General features: G+C 61.6%; 14 protein-coding genes. 10 read left to right on the forward strand and 4 right to left on the reverse strand.

Annotated features, from left to right (window positions below):
* Nucleotides 1-1,142: 1,142 nt before the first annotated feature.
* The 4 genes from QFZ50_RS01240 to QFZ50_RS01255 all read left to right on the forward strand — a co-directional run bounded on the left by QFZ50_RS01240 (nt 1,143) and on the right by QFZ50_RS01255 (nt 11,558).
* Entirely contained in the window at nt 1,143-2,243 is a 1,101-nt protein-coding gene (locus QFZ50_RS01240; RefSeq protein ID WP_307081115.1) for a hypothetical protein, read from the forward strand.
* 982 nt (nt 2,244-3,225) lie between these two features.
* A complete protein-coding gene (locus tag QFZ50_RS01245) occupies nt 3,226-6,186 on the forward strand; it encodes a DUF3427 domain-containing protein (protein ID WP_307086576.1) in 2,961 nt (986 codons plus the stop codon).
* 846 nt (nt 6,187-7,032) lie between these two features.
* Complete coding sequence (locus QFZ50_RS01250) at nt 7,033-9,564, forward strand: DUF4268 domain-containing protein (protein ID WP_307081117.1); 2,532 nt, start codon at nt 7,033-7,035, stop codon at nt 9,562-9,564.
* A gap of 161 nt (nt 9,565-9,725) precedes the next feature.
* Entirely contained in the window at nt 9,726-11,558 is a 1,833-nt protein-coding gene (locus QFZ50_RS01255; RefSeq protein WP_307081119.1) for a hybrid sensor histidine kinase/response regulator, read from the forward strand.
* A 356-nt stretch (nt 11,559-11,914) separates the two neighbouring features.
* On the opposite strand, the gene QFZ50_RS01260 is transcribed toward QFZ50_RS01255, so the two are convergent.
* A complete protein-coding gene (locus tag QFZ50_RS01260; RefSeq protein WP_307081120.1) occupies nt 11,915-13,729 on the reverse strand; it encodes a serine/threonine-protein kinase in 1,815 nt (604 codons plus the stop codon).
* A 1,081-nt stretch (nt 13,730-14,810) separates the two neighbouring features.
* A complete protein-coding gene (locus QFZ50_RS01265) occupies nt 14,811-15,602 on the reverse strand; it encodes an alpha/beta fold hydrolase (protein ID WP_307081122.1) in 792 nt (263 codons plus the stop codon).
* Between the two features lie 101 nt (nt 15,603-15,703).
* Between QFZ50_RS01265 and QFZ50_RS01270 the strand changes: the two genes are divergently transcribed.
* Nucleotides 15,704-16,204: an SRPBCC family protein gene (locus QFZ50_RS01270; protein ID WP_307081124.1), complete on the forward strand. Its 501-nt coding sequence runs from the start codon at nt 15,704-15,706 to the stop codon at nt 16,202-16,204.
* Between the two features lie 23 nt (nt 16,205-16,227).
* Here the strand turns inward: QFZ50_RS01270 and QFZ50_RS01275 are convergent, their stop codons facing one another.
* On the reverse strand, nt 16,228-16,665 hold the full coding sequence (locus QFZ50_RS01275; protein WP_307081126.1) for a GlcG/HbpS family heme-binding protein: 438 nt from the start codon (nt 16,663-16,665) through the stop codon (nt 16,228-16,230).
* Between the two features lie 172 nt (nt 16,666-16,837).
* Here QFZ50_RS01275 and QFZ50_RS01280 point away from each other — a divergent pair, with 172 nt between their 5' ends.
* From QFZ50_RS01280 to dhaK, 4 genes are read left to right on the forward strand one after another with little or no spacing between them, the layout of a single operon-like run.
* Complete coding sequence (locus QFZ50_RS01280; RefSeq protein WP_307081128.1) at nt 16,838-17,701, forward strand: class II fructose-bisphosphate aldolase; 864 nt, start codon at nt 16,838-16,840, stop codon at nt 17,699-17,701.
* A gap of 2 nt (nt 17,702-17,703) precedes the next feature.
* Nucleotides 17,704-18,522, forward strand: a complete 819-nt coding sequence (locus QFZ50_RS01285) for an HAD-IA family hydrolase (RefSeq protein ID WP_307081130.1) — start codon at nt 17,704-17,706, stop codon at nt 18,520-18,522.
* On the forward strand, nt 18,519-19,151 hold the full coding sequence (gene dhaL / locus QFZ50_RS01290; RefSeq protein ID WP_307081131.1) for a dihydroxyacetone kinase subunit DhaL: 633 nt from the start codon (nt 18,519-18,521) through the stop codon (nt 19,149-19,151). Before QFZ50_RS01285 ends, dhaL begins: the two co-directional genes overlap by 4 nt.
* Before the next feature lie 44 nt (nt 19,152-19,195).
* Nucleotides 19,196-20,191, forward strand: a complete 996-nt coding sequence (gene dhaK, locus QFZ50_RS01295) for a dihydroxyacetone kinase subunit DhaK (protein ID WP_307081133.1) — start codon at nt 19,196-19,198, stop codon at nt 20,189-20,191.
* Nucleotides 20,192-20,289: 98 nt separating this feature from the next.
* On the opposite strand, the gene QFZ50_RS01300 is transcribed toward dhaK, so the two are convergent.
* Nucleotides 20,290-21,015 carry a hemerythrin domain-containing protein gene (locus QFZ50_RS01300; RefSeq protein WP_307081135.1) on the reverse strand — a complete coding sequence of 242 codons (726 nt, stop codon included), beginning with the start codon at nt 21,013-21,015 and terminating at the stop codon, nt 20,290-20,292.
* A gap of 211 nt (nt 21,016-21,226) precedes the next feature.
* Between QFZ50_RS01300 and QFZ50_RS01305 the strand changes: the two genes are divergently transcribed.
* Nucleotides 21,227-21,967 carry a hypothetical protein gene (locus tag QFZ50_RS01305; protein WP_307081136.1) on the forward strand — a complete coding sequence of 247 codons (741 nt, stop codon included), beginning with the start codon at nt 21,227-21,229 and terminating at the stop codon, nt 21,965-21,967.
* The last annotated feature ends 75 nt before the right edge of the window (nt 21,968-22,042 follow it).

Raw genomic sequence — 22,042 nt, forward strand, 5'->3', positions numbered from 1 at the left:
TGGGAAAGCTCAAATGCTCTGGTCTCGTGCGCTCGGTGTGGTCGTAGATGCTCTTCTTGAAGCACCTATTGGGAGTCATCAGCATCCGCACATGTGGTCAGCGTGGTTGATCCACCACGTACTGATCACGAGCGAGTCGTCCAGGCGGTTCGTGTAACTTTCAGAGACAATGCCTGACGAGTTACCTAGTACGGGTGATCAGCCTCGAAGTCGGTAGTCCGTCTCGCCTGTCTCGATGCCAACTACACGGCCGCCCCCTCGAACACGGAAGCGTGTTTCTCAAAGTTGGCGTTACGATGCGGTCGTTGTGTACGCGGGAATCCGTCTCCGCGGAAGTCGCATTGACTACCGACCGACCGTCCCAGCTGTCATAAGTCATGGCTAAGAGTATGCGCCGAGTGTCCCACCGCATCCACGGTAGAGAACGACCTTTAGCCTGCGCCCGCGATACGAGCTGCAGGACAGGCCCTGCTCGCCCTGCTGCTATTGGGTCTTCGAATGAAGCCCGAGGCTAATTGACGACTGCCCGTAATGCGGCCCCCCGTTGACCGGGACTGCGAACGTTCAGTTCGAGGAAGGCGCTTTGTCCTTCTCGCAACCTAACGGGACCTTTCTCGTCCGACCTGCCCGAACTACTGCTCGATTACGGCCCATTGGCGGGACGTGCTGCTGCTTCCTTTGTTGATCCTGTCTCGGCGAAGGATCCTTTGCCCGGACCGACTGCCGTGCCCAACGGTGTGGCTTCCGCACTCTTTATGGACGACCGAAACGCTTAGGCGGATTCTAGTACGGACAGTGTGCGCGGTCTTTGGCTGAGTGAAGATGACGCAGGTAGAGTCGTTTGAACGTTGAAGTTGGGGGATTGCAGTGACACGTGGTGGAAACCGCGCGACGGGCGTGCTGTTTGTCGGACTGGGACTGCTCGCCGTCGCGACGATCCCTTTCCTGCTCATTCCGGTGGTGATCGCTGGTTCTTGGGTTGTAGCAGCACGACTGAGAACCACGCACCCAAGATTTCCCGCGCATGGCGTATGGCCGGTGTCACGGCACGTCTCCTCGCGGCAGCGGCCGGTTCCAGTATCGGCGCCCTGCAGACCGATGTCATGCTCGCCGTCTAGATCAGGGATCTCGGCCTGGAGGTCATGGCCGGCGACGACCTCCTCGTCTCCAACAGCGACGGATCGAAAACCACCGCCCTCCTGGCGATCGACCCCGATCAGGACGTGTGGCTGTTGCTCGGCGAGGACGATTCCGTCCTCGATAAGACGATCGACAGCCCGCGCCTTCACACCCTCTTCGATGCGGAGATCCGGTCCCTGATGGCGCCCCTGAAGGATCTTCCCAATATCCAAGCACCCACATGTCCCGGCGACTGCCCGGGCATCCATACTCACAATCACTCATCTGGGGGACTCATGCGTAAACCATTCCTACTCGCGATAATCGCCGTTCTGGCGCTGTCGGGGTGTGCCTCAGAGGGCGAGAGCTCCGCCGGGTCAATCCCGGACACGGAGAAGACTGTGACTGCTTCCGCGGAGCCGACGGAGACATCCACGCCTACCCCAACACGAACACCCATTCCCAGCCCCACCCCCAGTCCGACTCCGACTATGGAGACCGCGGAACTCGTGTACTCCTGCTACAAGGACCGTCCGCAGGTCTTCTACGACTTCCACGAGGTGTGGGCCGCTAATGAGGATGTGGGCCGCTGCGAGGTGGAAAGGTTCCCGGCTCCCGAGGAGGGTGAGCTGACTACCATCGAGCAGAAGGCCCTCACCACCGCGTACGGTGACGAGGCCGAGCCCACCAGCATCGAGACGCTTTACGGGATGTGCGCCACAACCAGCGGCTATCCCATCGACGCGGTGGGCACCGGCCCGCAGGCCAGGGAGACCTCCGGCGCCGTTCTGCTGTGTCCGGACCACCCGAAAATCGACGCCATCAAAGCGGGAATTACAAAGGGCATGGCGCAGGACGGGATCGAAGCCGCCATGGCGGAGGACAGGAAGAACGGCAAGCTCCTCGCGTCGGGCTCCTACCTGATAGGCACCGAAGCAGTGCCCGGCACCTGGCAGTCCCAGGGCGAGAAGGTGACCGACTGCTACTGGGAGGTCTCTGACGCCCAAGGGAACATCCTCGCGAACAACTTCATCAACGTTGCTCCGCCGTTTACCATCAGCGTGCCGGCGGACGCCGCGGGACTGACTATCGAAGGCTGTGCCTTCCGCTGGGTCAGCCCCTAGTCCCAACCGTTCGACACCTCGAAAGGTGCGGCTTGATCTCAGATCCGGTCGCACCTTTTCTCATGCCCGGCCCTTGCCAGTCGGCGGCCACACGTCCCTCACGCCCACCTCCCACCCCCGCGAGACCACGATCATGACAACTACGACTGCCACCCCGAGCAACAAGCTCGACGACCCCCGCTACCAACGGACCATCACACTAAACCGACTCTCACTGACCGAATACAAACCCCCATAGCCCACCTGATCGACGGATCCTTTCCTAGGACGGACCGGATGCTCGGCAAGGACGACGCTGATGCAGCATCTGCACGGGCTCTGGCCTCTGACCGTGGTCTCAGCAATGTGTCTCACCTCGGTCCCTCTCGACAGAGCAAGATACAGCCTTTGATGAGATCAATGGAAAGCTGAGGCGAAGAGTGTCAAGTAGGCGAGAGCTCGCACTCCGACGAACACGGCGTGGCAGGGCAGGAAAGGCTCTTATCGTCCTGAAGGCAAATCGCCGCTGTCTTTCCGAGCCGCTGTAGTGCCAGCGCAAGCTATCGCGCAGGTACAGGCTGGGTTGGCAGAGGTAGGTGACCCATTTCGGGTGCACCGTGTCGGCGGGCCATGAGTGTCAGGTCAGAAGGCGCGAATATCGGGTATCAGTCACCTCGCCGTAATCTACGTTGATGGGTTGGCTGTGACGATCGTTGGATCATGAAGCGCGCGGATTGCCCTGATGGGATCGCCGCGTGTGCTTCGGCATAGCTAGCTGCCGGTATTTGTCGCAACACCGACTTACTCTGTGACGGTGGAGAAAATCGATGGGGGAGTAGCCCGGCAGGAATTAGCCGAAGGGCTCTACGAGACGCTCGTTACTCGCTCGCTCTCAGAGCGCCTAGCTGGTTTGCCTGAACTCGAAGCAACAGTTGAGCCGCTTAGCGAAAGCGATGCGCTTGTAGCCGTATCTCAGTACGTAACCAGGGAGTTGAGTGTTGCGATGTCGAGAGCAGAGCCCGAAGCTCGACTTGCGCTAGCCAATCAACTTCTAGAGGTACTTTCATCCAGCGATGCAATTGACCAGGGCCCGTCGCAGCTTTTGTCGCTACACAAGCCCGAGTCAGTGAAGCGGCGCGACCTGCGGCGGCCCGCGACGGCGCTCTCCGACTCAGCGCTCCTGACGAACGGCAGAGATGAACCGAACTTGGCGGCGGAGCTGCGGGCTGAGATGGAGTCCGCCAACACCGTCGACCTTCTCTGTGCCTTTGTTCGATGGACCGGGCTCAGGCTTCTCCACCCGGCTCTCGAGCGATTGACCGAGCGTGGGGTGAAGCTTCGCGTCATAACGACCACCTATACGGGTGCTACTGAACGCCGAGCCATCGACGAGTTGGTGAATCGATACGGCGCCGAGGTCAAGATCAGCTATGAATCGCAAGCGACACGGTTGCACGCGAAGGCGTGGCTGTTCCGCCGCAACACCGGTTTCGATACGGCGTATGTGGGCAGCTCGAATTTGAGCAAGGCAGCTTTAGTCGACGGGTTGGAATGGAACGTGCGCCTCAGCTCCGTCGCCACGGCAGACCTCCTTAAGAAGTTCGAGGTGACCTTCGATAGTTACTGGGCACAGCGCACCTTCCAGGCCTACGACCCTGAGCGGGACGGCGACAAACTTGATGCAGCGCTCGAACGCAACGGTGGACGCCGCACCGGTGCACCGAAGGCCGAAACCGGGCTTGAGGTAGAGCCGTACCTGCACCAAGTCGAGATGCTCGAGGATCTCGAATCTGAACGACTCAAGGGCCATACGCGGAACCTCATGGTCGCGGCAACCGGCACCGGCAAGACCGTCATCGCCGCTCTTGATTATCAGCGTCTCTGCGAAGCAGCGGGCCGGCGCCTCAAGCTGCTCTTCGTGGCGCACCGACAAGAGATTCTGAAGCAAGCGCTGAGTACATATCGCACCGTGATGCAAGACGGCGCGTTTGGCGAGCTCTACGTGGGAGACAACAAGCCAACGCAGTGGAACCACGTCTTCGCATCGGTGCAATCGCTCGCCTCGCGCGGAGTGGAAGCGCTGGAACCAGATTCCTTCGAGGTCGTCGTTATTGACGAGTTCCACCACGCGATGGCGCCGAGCTATCGCCGCATCATCGACCATCTCCGCCCTCAGCAGTTACTCGGGCTGACGGCCACTCCTGAGCGGGGTGACGGGGTGAATGTGGCGCAACAGTTCTTTGATGGTCGGACTGCGAGCGAACTTCGCCTCTGGGATGCTCTGGACGCTGACCTCCTGGTGCCGTTTCACTACTTTGGAGTGTCAGACGACGTCGACCTCAGCCAGCTGGAGTGGAAGCGCGGCAACTACGACGTTGCACAACTGGACCGCCTCTATACGGGTAATGACGCCCGCGCAGCGAAGGTAATCCGAGAGTTGCGTGACAAAGTCACCAATACGGACGATATGCGCGCGCTCGGGTTCTGCGTATCCGTTCAGCACGCGCACTACATGGCAGAGGTCTTCAACCGCGCGGGTATCCAATCGCTCGCCGTCGACGGCGGTACCGACGACGCTGCCCGAGCCTTCGCCCTCGCGCAGCTGCGAGACTCAACAATCAACTGTCTCTTCACCGTTGATCTCTTCAACGAAGGCCTCGACCTACCGCAGGTAGACACGGTGCTCCTCCTGCGTCCCACCCAGAGCTCTACGGTCTTCCTCCAGCAACTCGGCCGTGGACTTAGGAGAGCTGAAGCGAAGTCTGTACTCACCGTATTGGACTTCATCGGCCAACAACGTCGTGAGTTCCGGTTCGACCTCCGGTACCGAGGGCTCACCGGTTACGGGCGGAAGCAACTTGAAAAAGCGGTGGAGGACGAGTTCCCATACCTTCCGTCGGGATCGCAGATCATCCTCGATCGTGTTGCTCAGAAGGTCGTCCTCGACAACATCAGGTCTCAGCTGCGGTTCAATCGGTCGCAACTCGTTCGGGACATCGCCTCCTACGGTGAGACGAACTTGGCTTCGTATCTCGAGAAGTCCGGCAATGACCTTAAGCAGCTGTATCGGAACACCAAGAACTCCTGGACCGGCTACCTGCGTCAGGCCGGCTTGATCGACTCTCTCGCGGAAGCCGGCAAAGGGCAGCAGATCCTCGCACTGTCCGGTCCAGACGAGCAGAAGCTTCTCGGTCGAATGGTGCGCTTCCTGCACGTCGACGATCCCGAGCGCGGAGAGGCCTATACAAAACTTGTTGATCCGGCGTGCCCGCCCTACGCCGAACTCGGTCCGCGCGAGCAGACCTACGCGCGGATGCTGTTCTACACGCTGTGGAACGACGGCGGAGGATTCAGCACTTACGACGCGGGACTCAGCCACCTTCGCCAATACCGCTTCGTGTGCAGCGAGATTCAGCAGTTGATTGAGCTTGGGGTGGCAGCGTCGCGTCACGCGGGTAAGAGCCTTGGCTTGGGCTTGCAACACATTCCACTCCTGTCGCACGCGACATACCGCCGGGAGGAGATACTTGCAGCTCTCGGTTATGGCTCGCTGGAATCAGGCAAGAACGTGCAGCACCGCGAGGGCGTTGCCTGGTGTCCTCAAACCTCTACGGACGCCTTCTTCATTACGCTCAACAAGGACGACAAGAATCATTCAGCGTCGACGATGTACAAGGACTACGCAATCAGTCCGGAGCTGTTCCACTGGGAATCTCAGAACGCGACTTCGCCCTCAAGCCCGACTGGACGCCGGTACCTCGATCGGAAGAGCCACGATTCTCACGTGCTGATCTTCACGCGGCCCACCGCGGAGGACGAGACCGGGCTCGCTGTGCCGTACACCTGCCTCGGTGCGGTGGACTACGTTCAGCACTCGGGTGAGAAGCCGATTGCCATCACGTGGAAGCTGCAGAGGCCAATGCCGGCCGACGTCTTTGTGGAGGCGGCCGCTGTAGCGCAGTGATGACCGTCCGGTTCACAGCAGTCGGCACTCCAAGTTATCGTTTGCTACTACATGGTCTGTCTAAATATTGGGGATGCACGTGCCTACAGGTCTCAAGGATACTGAAATAGCCAAGCTCTCGACCAGCGTCGATGCTCTGTCGCCTAATCCGCGGCATGCTCGCTGGGCGCATCTATCGTTGTGTGTTCTTGACGCGACGTTTTCTATTGGCTTGCGGTACAACGCGGTAGTTGTTCCGGTCGTGCGTAGGTACGCGCGATCGCAGAGCCTCGCGCCTGTACTAATCGAGGGGCCGGGACTGCTGGAGAAAGTGAGTCCGCGAGAGAACGAGCAGTCGCTCTCTCAATTTCTTTCGTCTATCGGGACAATTTCTGACGACGACCTTGCTACTCAGCTCGGCAGCAAGAATAGGACTTCGTCCCGTGGCGGGATTTTGAAAGCCAGCGCCTCGCGGCAGATTGCAGAAGTGCTCGTCGCGGCGGAGGTCGAAAGTCTGAGTGATGTTGCCGTACTACTAGCTGATGCTGCTCGCACCGTGCGAGTGGAGGAGGACCTGAGACGCATTGCTGGAGGCGGATCTCGAGGCATCCGGACAAGCTACCTTTGGATGCTCGCAGGTGATGATAACCACGTGAAGCCTGATCGACACGTTCTCAAGTGGCTCGGCGGCGTTCTCGGTCGTCAAGTCTCAGTCACCGAAGCCCGCTCCCTTTTGAGTGCAGTCGCGAAGGAGCTTCAAATCTCCCCGTGGTCTGTGGATCATGCAATCTGGTCGAAGATGACACGACGGACTTAGTCCACCCCGTGCAGTTGCCAACCGTTTGATGACACTCTCAGGAGGCATGTGTGGTTAGAGCAGAAAACGGGACGCTCGCAGGTGTCTTGGAAGGCAAGAAGCAGTACCAGGTTCCGCTCTATCAACGGGTGTACTCGTGGGGAAAAAAGCAGCTCGAGCAGCTCTGGTCGGACATCACCGAGCTCGAGCATTCTCTTGCCGACGACCCGAAGGCCACACACTTTATCGGTTCCCTCGTACTAGCGAGCAGCCCTGACTTCGGTGCCATCGGCGTTAACAAATTCCTAGTTGTCGACGGCCAACAGCGCTTGACCACGTTGACGCTCCTTTTGGCTGCGCTGCGCGATCATCTCGATGCGACAGGTTACGCCGATCGAGCAAGCGGCATAGACGCGCAATACCTGATTAACGTCTTCGACAGCGGGAAACCCATCAAGGTCATGCCGACTCAGGCAGACAGAGCGTCCTACATGGCAGTGCTGAATCGTGCGCGGCAGGCCGGCGGCGAGGACACGGTCGGCGATGCCTATCGGTTCTTCCGATCGAAGATAGCCGCTGCAGACCACCCGGACGACCCGCACGATCTCGAGCTTCTCGAAGCGGCCGTTGTGCGCGGCCTTGCGCTCGTCGTCGTCACCGCGGAACCGTCTGACAACGCGCATCGCATCTTCGAGTCGCTCAACAACACCGGGCTCCGATTGACGCAGAGCGACCTGCTCAAGAACTACCTATTCATGCGGCTCGGTAGTCGTGCAGAAGAAGTGTACGGCAACGTCTGGCTCCCGCTGGAGAGAAAGCTTGACTCTGACAACCTCGAGCTGCTGTTCTGGCTCGACCTCGCTCAACGTGATGAACGGGCGAAGCAATCAGATACTTATGTCGGGCAGCAAGTTCGACTTGAGAGACTCAAGAGCATCGACGAGGTGGAGGCCGAGGTAGCTCGTATCGCAGAGCCCGGTGACGTACTTGCGACGATCCTCCAGCCTTCGAGCGAGAAGCACAGCGAAATAAGCCGACGTCTTACGAGGATCAAAGCGTGGGGTTCGACGACCGCCTATCCAGTGGTGATGCAGATACTTGCGCGACGCGCTGACAGCACCGCCACTGAAGATGAGGTCGTGCGGGCACTGACGTACTTGGAGTCGTACTTCGTGCGACGCGTAGTGATTGGGCGTGCTACAGCAAACCTGAATCGGACTTTACTGCAAGCTGTTGGTTCGATCAGTGAAGCGGACCACATCGATTCTGCGCTGCGAGACTACCTATCGCGTGGACGAAAGTATTTTGCCAGCGATCAGCAAGTGCTGGACGCGGCGAGAAATGTTGCGTTCTATTGGCAGGGGCGAGGACCCCAGAAGAAGCTTATTCTGCAGTGGCTGGAGGAAGCATATCGTCCGAAGGAAGTTGTCGACTTGGACCCAAGGCACCTAACAATCGAGCACGTGTTGCCACAGACAATGACCGATGAGGTGAGAGATGAGTTCGCAGCGGGTTTCGACGCTGATGCGGACATCGACTACGAGCACGAGCGGGTAATCCACACACTCGGCAACCTTACCCTGAGCGGCTATAACAGCGAGCTCAGCAATAGGCCATTCGCTGAGAAGCGGGAAATGCTGGCAAAAAGTGGTCTGGCAATGAATCAGCATATCGCTGATAGGGCCATATGGGGCGCTGCCGAAATCAACAATCGTAGCGATGAGCTTGCTAAGAAGATCATTGAGCTCTGGCCGGGCCCGGACGAGACGGTTAGCGCGGCAGGCGACGAACCGACGGCCTTTCGGAGCCAAATCGCTGCAATTCTTGCTCAGATTCCGGCTGGGCGCTGGACTTCTTACGGCGACGCGGCGATCGTGGCCGGCACCTGGACGCAACCCTTAGCTGCAGTCATCGCTAAATTCCCGATGGCTAACGCGTGGCGGGTCCTGCAGAGCGGCGGAACAATCTCGCCTGGGTTTCGTTGGATTGACCTCAGTCGCGCCGATGATCCCCGGGCGGTTCTTGAAGAAGAAGGGGTTCGATTCGACGCAGAAGGGCGCGCGGCTCCAGAGCACTTTATTGGGGCAGAAGAATTAGCGGTGGCCGCTGGCCTCGATCTGGATGGGGAAGTACTCGCTGCGCGTCGCAAGAACAACAAGCCGAACACCTGGGCGGGGGGTAAGGCTCTCATGAAGGACGCCCAGCTTGCCTTCTTTGAGAAAGTGCGTGAGTACGGACTTACAAATGCGGCTCACGTTAAAATTTGGCGACAACCTCTGCGACGGGGTTGGTACGACATACCTATCGGAGATTCGCGCGGGAGGGTCACACTACTGGTTAACTCTCAGAAGAACCTCGCCGTTACCCACTTCTGGATAGATAACGACAAGGATCTCTATCTGCAGTTGGTGAGCCAGCGAGACGCCATTGAAGCAGACTTGGGTTTTGTCCTTGAGTGGGACGCTAAACCTCACCGCAAAGCGTCGAAGCTGGTCATCAGTCGTCCTGGCGACTTCTTGGACGAAGCTCAGTCGGAAGACCTCGTCAAGTGGCTCGTGACTACAGGAGACGCATTTGCGCGGGTCCTCCCGAAGTACTTATAAGACGCGTCGTTACTGAGCTCAGTGCTCCTTCCGGTTAGTACGCAATCAATCCTGAGATGGTGGGGTTGGTTGACGCCTAGCAATGGAGACGGGCGTATGTGCCGCTATCCTGGAGGCCCGTGCGCAGCGCCGCGCCCGGTCGCAGGAGACAGGTGCCGTACATGCAGCAGCTTCCCACGCCCAGCAACACCCAGAACCAGCGCAACCACACCCAGCCCTCCCAGCTCGACCGAATCACCGAACTCGCCGGGGACCTTGCCGGCCAGTTCGAGCTGGTCCCGCTCCTCGAACGCGTCCTTGGGCACGCCGCCGCCCTCCTCGGGTGTGAGAGCGGCTCCATCTCGATCGTCCACGAGACCGAGGGATACTACCGCAAGGAAGTGGACCAGGGCGTCGGCTGCCGCGAGGGCCAGACCTTCCCCCTGACCGAAGGCCTTACCGGGCAGATCGCGAGCACCCGCGGCACGGTCATCCTCGATCGCTACGCTTCCGTACCCTCGGGCCATATTGACCCGGCGGACCCTCGGTGGGGAAGCGCCGTCATCGGCGTCCCCATCACCTGGGCCGGCACGATCATCGGCACGTTCGCCATCTTCAGTGACGGTCCCGGCCGGGTCTTCAGCCCCGGCGACGCATCCCTCGTGGAACTCTTCGCCAACCACGCCGCCATTGCCATCATGAACTCACGGCTCCACCAGGCCGCCGCTGCGAAGGAACGCGAGGCTGCCGTCGCTGGCGAACGCGAGCGTGCCGTGCAGGAGGTCCACGAGACCATCGGCCGGTCCCTGGGCTCGCTCCTGTTGCACCTCGACCGCGCGGACAAGGCGACGCCGGGCGGATCACCCTCCACCCAGCACATCGACTCCGCCCGGGTGCTCGCCCACGAGGCGCTCTTCGAGACCCGCCGCACCGTGCTGGGACTCGGACCCTCCAGTTTGGCCGACCGCTCCTTAGAGGAAGCGGTCCGCCAGGAACTCGACCGGGTGAGCGCGAACGATCCGATGGACGTGACGCTCCTCGTAACCGGCAATCGTCACGAGCTGGCGCCCGTCGTCGCCCATCAGCTCTTCATGATCATCCAGGAGGCCGTGGCCAACGCGGTCGCCCATGCCTGCGCCACCGCGTGCCGGGTGGGCATCTTCTACGACACCACCGGCATCACGGCCGTCGTCGAGGACAACGGCCGCGGGTTCGAGGGCCGGGAGAGCACAGACCTGAAGGGCAGTCGGCTCGGCCTGCACGGCATGGCAGCCCGGGCCCACTACCTGCGGGGAGAACTTCATGTGGAGTCGACACTGGGCTGGGGGACGAGCGTCCGAGCGCAGGTGCCGTACTCCTCGAACGGCGACGCCTCCCGCGAACGCTGGAAGGTCCTCGTCGCCTGCACCCAGCCCCTTCTCCGGGCCGGGCTCGTCCGGCTGCTCGAGACATCCGAGCCGTCGGTGCAGGTCCTCGGCGAGTTCGGGACGCTCGAGGACCTCACCGAGTCGGTGTCCCTCCTGCAGCCGGACATGATCGTCCTCGACGAGCACCTGCTGTCCCGGTATGCCGGCGCCCGGGTGACGGACGCGGACACCGTCGAGCGGCCGGTGGTCGCCGTCGTCGACCATTTCGCGGACGAACTGCTGGCGGCTGCCGCGTCGTCGGGCGTGCGGGGTTTCCTCTCGCTGTCGTCGACGCCCGCGGAGGTGGCGCGCGTCGTCGTCGCCGCCGCCCGCGGTGACGCCCTGCTGGACGGGGCGATGTTCACGCGGCTCACGGAGAATCGCGCGGCGGACACAGGCGAGGCGATATCACTGACGGCCCGTGAACTCGAGGTACGAGACCTCCTGGCCGAGGGACTGGCGGACAAGCAGATCGCAACGCGGCTCGCCATCTCGGTGAAGACGGTCGAGAAGCACGTGAGCGCCATGCTGCGGAAGACCGGGGCACGTAACCGCACCATGCTGGTGGGCTTGCAGCACCAGGGCCAGGCAATCGCGAACTCCAGGTAGGCGGCGGCGCCCGTCCTCAGCGCACGTACTGAGGCACCACATCAGTGAGTTGTTGCCCTTGTGGACTGGAACGGCAGGGAGCGGATAACGAACGCTACGTGCTCCTCTGCGTCGGTAGGCTAGAAACCATCTCAGAACCAACTGCTCTGTCACGATTCCGCACCTCTGCTTGCTTGCTAGGTATGTAAGACAGGAGGGGAGCAGCGATGGCGGGGGATCGGTGGTGTCTCGACGGACAGTGTCGCATCCAAGGGACGCAAGACTTGAATCTGCACGATCCAACGCGGGCCCTATGCCAGCTCAGCACTGAAAGAGTTTCGAAGACGACAGAGTGGGCTCGGTAGTCACTGAGGTTGCTATATTTCAAGAGGGTTTAGCACCTTGGCTAGCGTACTTGGGATGTCAAAGGTAGACGTCCAGACAAGCTCGACAAGATCGTCATCTTCGTCGTTAACGCGTAGCAAATCTATTACATCGCCCTCGAACACGTAGTCAGAGGCGGCACGGGCGCGTGCCTGCTTACTAAAGCGCATGTACTCTTCGCGCGATTGAAAGTGAATCGAATAGCTTCCATCGCCCCGTTCCCAAATCGAGACATTCCAATTCTCTTCGAGTTCTTTCAGTGCGCGCGCGACAGGTTGTGCATCGAGAGGCTCGGCGAAGAGATCAGCACCGACGGCTTTCCGGCCAGTATTGTCTAAAGATGTTTCCTCCCAATCGATACTCACGTGGCGTTCGAGCTCGACCTGTTGAAGGTCTTGCGGAGACATTTCGAAAAAGTCGGATTTGAGATAGCTCCTCACGCTGCTTACGATCCAAATGATGGGGGCGTTCACAAGATTCTGCTGCCCTAATCCGATACCTGGGTGTGGTGGTGAGACTAAGGGAAGGCGACAAATGCTTCGGATTATCTCTTTACAGTGGTAATCCTTACAAAACCGAAAATAGTGAGCAGCCATGCGTGGCAGCGCTTCCCACATTGAATTCCGCGCTAGTGGGTATCGATGCTGAATCTCTCCTAGCTGGCTCAAAAGCGATGCCTTGCTCGGGGAGACTACCAGATCTAGGTCAGATTCTTTCCAAGTTCCGCTAGCTTCGTATTCGAACTTTGCCTTACAAATTGAATAGATTTGTGATTGAACGCAAGCGTTGTACAGCTCATCGCTCACACGATAGCTAATTTCGCAATGATAATTTAGGTTGTAACGCGAGAGTTCCTCGTCGGTGGTCCGCTCAAAGATGTACTTAGCAGACAGAACATCAGTACCAGCTTGCCGAAAAACCAGATCCTTCTCCTGGGTATGCTCGATGGTCGACGCGTCGTACCACTCGGTATGCTCGGTGGTTGACTCGTCGTGCCACCGGAGTTCCTCCATAATGCCTTCTATGCTGGAGTCAACCCGCTTGCGAGTGAGGTGGAGTGCGTCCGAGACGGCTTGGATTTTGATGCGTTGTGTCTCGTCCTGGAGCATCGTGCTCTCGACGAGTAGGTCAACATCTGAAAGAAAAGGATAAACATCACCTACCCGCCGATGTCGAGCACCGCGGGAGTTCTGCTTTGTGAAGACTTCTGTGATGATAAGACCGAGTGCGAAAATATCCGCAGGTTTTCCAACGTCTTTAGCGTTGTTTTTTACCATTTGCTCCGGCGCCAAGTAGTTGCGATTGGCTAAGAGGTCACCTTTTCGGGTTAGAGACGAATCTTTAAAGTGAGCAATTCCAAAATCTGCTAAGACGAGCCGTCGGTTGCCACTGTCTACAAGAATGTTCTCTGGCTTGATATCCCGGTGCACCGCTCCTTCGCCATGCACGTACGCAATACCTTCACAGAGCTGGGAGAGGTAATCGAGGAGCACTTGGTGATCGGATTCTTCTCTGATGATATCGCGTAGGCTCTTCGCATACAGGTCCATGGTGTAGTAGAAGTAATCCGCATCCTCAGATTCGTCATGAATTTTCACGACGTGATCATTGCTCGCTACTTTGCCAAATTTTATCTCTTCACGAAATCGCTTATCACGTCTCTCTGAACCGGACTTTGCGATCTTCTTGAGGGCATAGTCCTTACCGTCTGCTGAAGAGCGCACCCTGAAGACCTTGGCTGCACCTCCTTCTCCGAGCGGTGACTTGACGGTGTAAGATACGCCATTGACATCGAGAACATTCCCCACTTTCATAATTATTAGAATACTAGAAGGCCAAAAAAATCCAAGACGAGCGTCTAGTAGCAACGCGGGCGGAATCACCAAAACCTACTACGCGATCCAACGCACTAACGCGAAGGCGAAATCGACACGGCGCGGATGCTGGCGTCATCAACTCATCGTTGGACAAACTCCAAGCGTTGTCGGTACCAGCTACTCGGATACCGAAGCGCTCGAGCAGCTTGGAGAGGTTCGCAACTGATCACAAACTTGGCCTGTTTGCAGTGCCTTGACCGGGGCTGGCGTCGCAACTAGGCCGCACGAGTCGGCGGAAGGACAGCGCGATCACCGGCGGCAGGGCACTCGTCGCCGGACTGCCGCATGGGAGGAATCCGTTGCGAGCACACTGCGGGCGTCTGGGGCGACGTCTTCCGTTTGACGATCGGCCGGTCGCGCCGTCGACACACTCACCGACACAGCGGACGCGCTGCGCAAATGGTCGGACAGGAACGCAGCAGAGCGACCGCCCATTGAAGTGTCAAGGATCTTGGTGTGATTGCTTCGGTCGGTGGTCACGACATCAGGTTCGGCCAAGGACAAGCAAACATGGTCAGGTACTCGTTCGCAGGGTTGTTGAACCAGTCTTCGATATTGCCGGAGTAGTACCGGGCTGTGTTTCGTCACAGCATGAAGTAGGGCTGTCCGATGTTTGCTCGGCGCCACTGCGCTGGCTCTTGGCTTGTCACGCCGTATAACTCGGCCACGTCCTGCGGTGTTATCATCGTGCCCACCATAAGTCCCTCCTTCATCGTTGCCCTGCGTTCCTTTGGGCAACGCCGCCATCACTTGGACGCGGAATGAATGGGCACGGCGGATAGGTCGGACCGTGGAATACCGCAAGCGGAGCGAGGATATGCCGCGAAAGCCGGCCTTGGAAGTCTCGCCGAGAGAAGGGCGGACAGTACATTCACTAGCCGAAACGGAACGGCGTAGCCGTGAGGGTCAGTCCAGACGCGAAGCGTCATACCGCTTGCGTGACACCCCGCCCGGCACAGGTCGCCGTGCGAGACACAGATGGATTTCTCAGCGGAGCAAGCTCCGAGGGCAGTTACGACGACCCAGCGGCGGTGGCGTCAAGTATGAACCGGGCTGTCTCCTGCGGCTGGTCCCAGTGCGGGAAGTGCCCGCAGTCCTCGAAGACGTGCAGGGTGGCGTCCGGATAGAGAGACATGGCGACGGCGGCCTCACTGAGCGGGGTGACCCTGTCCGACCGGCCCCAGCCGAACGCCAGCGTGCCCTTGATCGTCCCCTGGGGCGCGCCCGCTTGGCGCGGTCCGTGCGCGAGCGACTTCCGCGCTTCGTCGAGACTGGGCGAGGTGGCGAACCCGCGGAGCTCCGTCAGGACGAGGTCCGGGTCGAGCTTCCAGGGGGCCGCGGAGAATTGGGCGAGCAGCGTTGTCCGGCCCGCGGCCTGCTGGACGAGTGACGGCAGGACGGGCTGGAGGCGCCGTACCAGCGCAATGGACGCGGTGATGCTGCCGTTGAAGATGCGCACCTGGGTGTCGTTCCAGAATCCTCCGGGATCGAGGGCGACGACGTTGCCGGCGTGACCCCGTCGCGCCAACTCGACCACGATCCGCGCACCCATCGAGCTTCCGACGATATCCACGTCGCGCAGGTTCTCCTGCTCGAGGAACTGCTCGACGGCGTCCGTGAGGGCAGCGATGGTCACCTCACCCGCGAGCGGCGCGCTGCCGCCGAACCCGGGGAGGTCAATGGCGATGACCTCGCGTTGTTCCTGCAGCAGGGGGAGGACGGGGTCCCAGGTACGGACGCTCGAGCCGAGCCCATGCACGAGGACGAGTGGCTTTCCGGTGCCGGTTCGTTCGGTCTTCAACATGGGGGCCTTCCGTAGCCGGAGCGAGCACCCAGTCTATGCGGGCACGGATTGCTGCAGCCGATCCCCGCAGGACGAGGGGACTCTTCTGTGAGAATGGGCGCATGAGCCAGACCGAGATCCGCCACCACCAGGAGTCCGTCACGATCCAGGCGTCGGCGGACAGCATCTACGATCTGGTCTCCGACATCACCCGCACCGGCGAGTGGAGCCCGGTGTGCACGCGGTGCTGGTGGGAGGACGACGCCGCTGCAGGCGAGGTCGGTGCGTGGTTCACAGGGCGCAACGAGCTTCCACACCGCACCTGGGAGACCCGGTCGCAGCTCGTGGCGGCAGAGCGCGGCCGTGAGTTCGCGTGGGTGGTCGGCGGCGACAGGGTGCGCTGGGGCTACACGCTGACCCCGGCTGGCACCGGGACCACCCTGACAGAATCCTGGGATTTCCTGCCGGGCGGCATCGCCTTCTTCGACGAAAAGTTCGGGGAGGATGCTCCCGCGCAGATCATCGACCGGACCCGGCAGGCGCTCGACGGCATCCCGAAGACGCTCGCCGCCATCAAGCGCATCGCCGAGTCCGGCACGTTCCGTGAGGATGGCCGGTCCTAGCGGGAAGCTGACCCCGCACGAGGTCAGGCGATCGCCAACTCCAGGTACGCGGCGGCGCCGGCGGAGGCGACTTCCTGGTCCTGCTCGATGGTGCCGGTGGAAACGCCGATGGCGCCGACGATGCTGCCGTCGCGCACCAGCGGGATGCCGCCGGGGAACACCGCGAGCCGGCCGCCGTGGGCGTCACTCAGTCCGTAGATGGGGCCGTCCTGCCGGGTGACGCCCTGCAGGTCGCCGGTCTCGCACTGGAACGCGATGGACGTGTAGGCCTTGTTGATGGCGATGGTGATGCTGCCGATGTTCGCGCCGTCCATCCGCACGTGCGCCTTCAGGTTCCCGCCGGCATCGACCACGGCGATGTCCATGGGCTGGCCGATCTCCTCGGCTTTCGCCGCCGCGGCGTCGATGACGAGGCGGGCCTCTTTGGACGTGATGGTTTCGAGTACTGATCCGGGAGTCATGGGGGTCCTTCGTCGTCGAAGTGGGTGGCCGGGCGGCCGCGGCCCACTCAACCACGCGCATCCATCGCTGACGAGGTGGTGATTACCCCCAGGGGGAGGGCGGGAGAACCCCCATATCCAGCGCGGCTTCGCCCACCTAGCGTGGGGGTCAGCCTGACCAGGAGGAATCACCATGGCCGTTGTACCGCTGAAGGACATCGTCGACCCGGCATTCGAGGCACGCTACGGGGTGCCCGCCATCAACATCTTCAACGACCTGACCATGGAGGGCGTGCTCGCCGGTGCCGTGGAGGCCAACTCCCCGGTGATCCTGCAGACCTCGGTGAAGACCGTGCGCAGCATCGGCTCGCGGGTGCTCTTCGACATGTGGCAGTCGATGACGCGCGGCATCGAGGTGCCCGTCACCCTGCACCTGGACCACTGCCCAGACCGTGACGTCGTCACCGAATGCCTCAAGGCCGGCTGGAACTCCGTGCTCTTCGACGCCTCAAACCTCCCCGTCGAGGAGAACCAGCGCCAGACCGTCGAGGTCGTCGCCGAGGCCCGCAGCTACGGCGCCCAGGTGGAGGGCGAGATCGAGGCGATCACCGGCGTCGAGGACGACCACGGGTCCGACGACGTCTCCAAGCAGCAGAGCCTCGAGGTGGCGCTCGCGTTCATCGACGCCACCGGGATCGACGTCTTCGCCCCCTCGATCGGCAACGCCCACGGCAGCTACAAGGCCGCACCCGTGATCGACGCCGACCGCGTCACGCAGATCGTCGAGGCACGCAACGTGCCCATCGCCCTGCACGGCGGCAGTGGCCTGAGCGCGGAGCAGTTCGCCGACCTCATCGCCCGCGGCTGCGCGAAGGTCAACATCTCCACGGCCCTCAAGGAGACGTACATGCAGTCCAGCCTGGTGTTCCTCAAGCAGGCCGAGCAGAACAGCAAGTGGGACCCGCCGTCGCTCTTCAAGCACACCCGGGCCGACGTCGTCGCGATGGTCACCGACCTCTGCAAGCAGTTCGGCAGCGCCGGGAAGGGCGGACGCTGACTATGCCCGCCCTCATCTTCGACTGCGACGGCGTGCTCGCCGACACCGAGCAGTACGGCCACCTGCCCGCCTTCAACCGGACCTTCGCCGAGTTCGGCGTGCCCGTGCAGTGGAGCGTCAACGAGTACGCCGAGAAGGTGAAGATCGGCGGCGGCAAGGAGCGCATGCGCAGCATTCTCACCCCCGCGCTGGTCGCCGAGCTCAGCCTGAACGATGACTCCTCCACGGACGCCGCGATCCTCGCCTGGCACAAGCGGAAGACCGAGATCTACAAGGGGCTCGTGGAAAGCGGTGTCATGCCCGCACGGCCCGGCATCGCCCGGATCGTGCGGGAAGCGCACGACGCCGGGTGGACCCTCGCCGTCGCGTCCACCTCCGCGGAACCCGCGGTCCGTGCCGTCCTGGCGCACGCCGTCGGGGACGACCTCGCTTCCCACTTCGCGGTGTTCGCCGGTGACGTGGTGCCCGCCAAGAAACCGGCGCCGGACATCTACCTGCTCGCGCTCCGGGAACTCGGAGTGCCGGCGCAGGACGCGATCGTCGTCGAGGACAGCGGCAACGGGCTGCGCGCCGCCGTCGACGCCGGCCTCGCCACGGTGGTCACTGTCAGCGGCTTCACCCGTGAGGAGGACTTTACGGGCGCGGCACTCGTCGTCAGCTCGCTCGGTGATTCGAACGGGGAACAGGCCGAGGTGCTCGATAGCCCGTACGGCGTCGGGGTCCGCGGTGTCGTCAACCTCGCCACGCTGCAAGCCCTGCTCGACGCTTCCAGGGCGCCGTCTGCCTCCCACGCATCGTCGACCGGAACGGAGATCCCATGAGCACCACCACGATCGACGACATCGAGTACGTCGTTCATTCCCTGGCGCAGACCGCCGTCGAGAAGGAGAAGGAATTCGGTGACCTCGATGCCGTGGTGGGCGACGGCGACCTCGGCTACTCCCTCGCCCGCGGCTTCGAGAAGGTGCTGGCGGACTGGGACTCGTTCAAACGCGATGACGCCGCCACGTTCCTGCAGCAGATCGCGCTCGCCATCTCCAGCAGGATCGGCGGTACCTCAGGTCCGCTGTGGGGGACGGCGTTCCTGCGCGCATCCGCCGCCGCGAAGACCACCGAGACGATCGACGGGGCCGCCGTCGTCGCCATGCTCCGTGGAGCCACCGACGGCATCAAGAAGCGCGGCAACGCCGACCTCGGCGACAAGACCCTGCTGGACGCCCTCATCCCCGCCACTGACGAACTCGAACGCCAGCTCGCCGCAGGCGCCTCGCCGGAGGACTGCCGGAGTGCATTCGCCGCGAAGGTCCGCGAGTGCGCGGATGCGACGTCGAGCATGCAGGCGAAGCGTGGCCGCGCCAGCTACAGCGGGGAACGCAGCATCGGCTCGCCCGACGCCGGCGCAGTGGCCGTGGCCGTCATCATCGAACGCATCGTGGCCGACTGGCCCTGACTCTTCCTCCCAACCGTCCCAACTCACAATGATGTGGAGTACCCATGAAGAAGTTCGTCAATGATCCGCAGCAGTTCGTCCCGGAGATGCTCGAGGGCCTGGCGCTCGCCAACCCCGACACCCTGAAGTACGTGCCCGAGTACAACCTGATCATGCGCGCCGACGGCCCGGACGAGAGCAAGGTGTCCATCATCCAGGGCTCCGGTTCCGGGCACGAGCCGGCGCACGTGATGATCGTGGGCAAGGGCATGCTCGACGCCGCCTGCCCCGGCGACGTGTTCGCGGCCCCGCCCTTCGACTACGTGTACGAGACCACCAAGCTCATGGCGTCACCCAAGGGCGTGCTCCTGCTGGTGAACAACTACACGGGCGACAAGATGGTGTTCGAGATGGCGGAGGAGATGTCCTCGGCGGACGGCATCGAGGTGAAGACGCTCTTCATCAACGACGACGTCTCCGTGGAGGACTCCACCTACACAATCGGCCGGCGCGGGGTGGCGGGCAACTTCTTCGTCATCAAGGCCGTCGCGGCCGCGTCCGAGCGGGGCGCGGACCTCAATGAGATCATCCGCATCGGCGAGAAGGTGAACTCGGTGACCCGGACCATGGGTGTCGCGCTGACGGCGTGTACGCCCCCGGCCAAGGGCAGCCCGCTGTTCGAACTCGGTGAGGACGAGATCGAGATGGGCGTGGGTATCCACGGTGAGCCCGGCCGACGTCGGGCGAAGATGATGCCGGCCAACGAGATCGTCGAGGAGATGCTCGGCCCGGTGGTGCGGGACCTGCCCTTCAAGGAGGGCGACCGCGTGGCGCTCATGATCAACGGACTCGGCGGCACCCCGATCAGCGAGCTGTACCTGCTGTACGGGCAGGCGCACAAGCGCCTCGCCGAGCAGGGCATCAGCGTGGGCCGCAGCTATGTGGGGGAGTACTGCACGTCCCTGGACATGGCCGGCGCGTCCATCACGCTGGTCCGGCTCGACGACGAGATCGAGTCGCTGCTCATGGATCCCGCGGAGATCCCCATCCGGGTCTTCTAGGTCCACCGCGTACGACGGCGGGCCGGTCACCTTTCGGTGGCCGGCCCGCCGCTTCTTGCTGTCAGGGTGCCTACCGCGTTCCCGGTCGCCAGTAGGAACTAGAGGGTGTCGGGAATGGGTCGTCCAGGGAAAAGCGTGGCGTACTGCTTCCGATACAGCCGGCGCCCGACAAGACGGTAGGCGAGTCGCACCGGCGGCGGGATCTCCTTGAAGAACTCCTCGCGCTCGCCGCGCGGATTCGTGGCCAGCACCATCCCGAGGTAACCGACCAGGAACTTCTTGTCGAACGTCTCCACGCCGTGCTTCCCGATCTCCTTCCCCTCCTTCTCGGTCATCACCCTGTCCACAGCGGGCATCACCTCGGTGACCTCGCGGCGCAGGTGCACCTGAAGGACGGTGGATAGCTCCTCGTAACGATCAGCGAGGTCCACCCGCACGCTCGCCTCGGCTGTCTCCATCCAGCCCAGGCGGACCGGCTCGATGCTCTCGAGCCGTTGTGTCACCTGCCGGTGCTGCTCGAGCATCTGCTCGATGTGCAGCGCACACCCCGGTGCTCTCTCCGCCAGCCGCGGGTACATGAGGAGGTCCTCGCCTTCATGATGCACATGGAGCACTTTGTCGAAGTTCCCCAGTACCTCTCCGACATAGGCGGCGCGGGCGGTGTCGCCGGGCTCGACGGATCTCACCAGACCCGGGGCCTCGCCGTACGCCCACAGGAAGAAGCGGTGGATCCGACGCATGCTCGCCGAGCCTGTACAGATAACGGGTCCTGCTGGCAATGGCGCAGCAGTCTCGCCGGGTCTCATGGTGAAGAAGTCGGTCATGGGATTGCCCCTCACGAAATTGGTCGAGACCAAGTCCTTCCCCGGCAGGATCATAGGCTTCGCCACCGCCTCCCACAATGGCTGGGCAACGCCCGTATCGGCGGTTCAGCGGCATCGAGCCGACGCGAACAGGTCAGCTGGTTTTGGGGTGCGAGGTCGTATCCATCAGTCAACGAAAACTGAACCTGCCCGAGTGAGGAATGATCGGCTCATGGAACTGGAAGCCCCGTCACCGTCGATGATCGCGCGACTCCTGGAGGAGATTTCCTGGGAGAGGGCCGTGAAGTACCGAAACGGTGGCCGCGGGATGGAGAACGTCCTGACTGCCGAAGTGCTCATCGCGCTGGACCTCCTACCAAGGAGTCACTTCTTTGCTGCCGTCGTCAACTCATGCTCGGGAGCCGCCCACGCCCGGGATCAATTGGTCGAACAGGCTGAGATGGCGGAAATGTCCCTTCTGCCCGGGGATATGTCGGTGAATCCGCTCGGAGTGGCAGCGAAGAAGTTCATCGTGCAGCCGGATGCAGTGATTGCCACACCGAATGTCTTCGCTTTCGTCGAGGCTAAGCGGATCAGGACGAGCGCCTTTCAACCGGAACAACTTGCTCGGGAGTACGTAGCCGTGATGACCAACATGGGTGAGCGGTTGCCACTGTTGTTCCTCCTGGGCGTCGAACCGCCCGTGTCAGTCAAGGGACTGGGGAGGATGGCGGTGCACGACGCAATACGGCTGTATCTTCCTACGGTCCTCGAGCGGGCAGGAGACATCGGCATTTCGGACGACGAGTTGATGACCAGGATTGACGATGTCGTGTGCTGGATTCCCTGGGGCGGAGTGGTGGCAGCGGTCGAAGCGCAGCTTGCGTCGTTTTCCTGCGGGGACCCTAGCACCGGCGCGACTATTCAGCGCATTGGACAACAGTTGATCAATGCCGTCGAGTGGCACTCCTAGTGCCGGTGCGAATCCGGCTTCGACACCGGATAGATTTACCTTCGTAACTCCGGTGAACGTACGTGCGCTCCGTCC

It is taken from the genome of Arthrobacter agilis (assembly GCF_030816075.1).
Lineage (GTDB): Bacteria > Actinomycetota > Actinomycetes > Actinomycetales > Micrococcaceae > Arthrobacter_D > Arthrobacter_D agilis_E.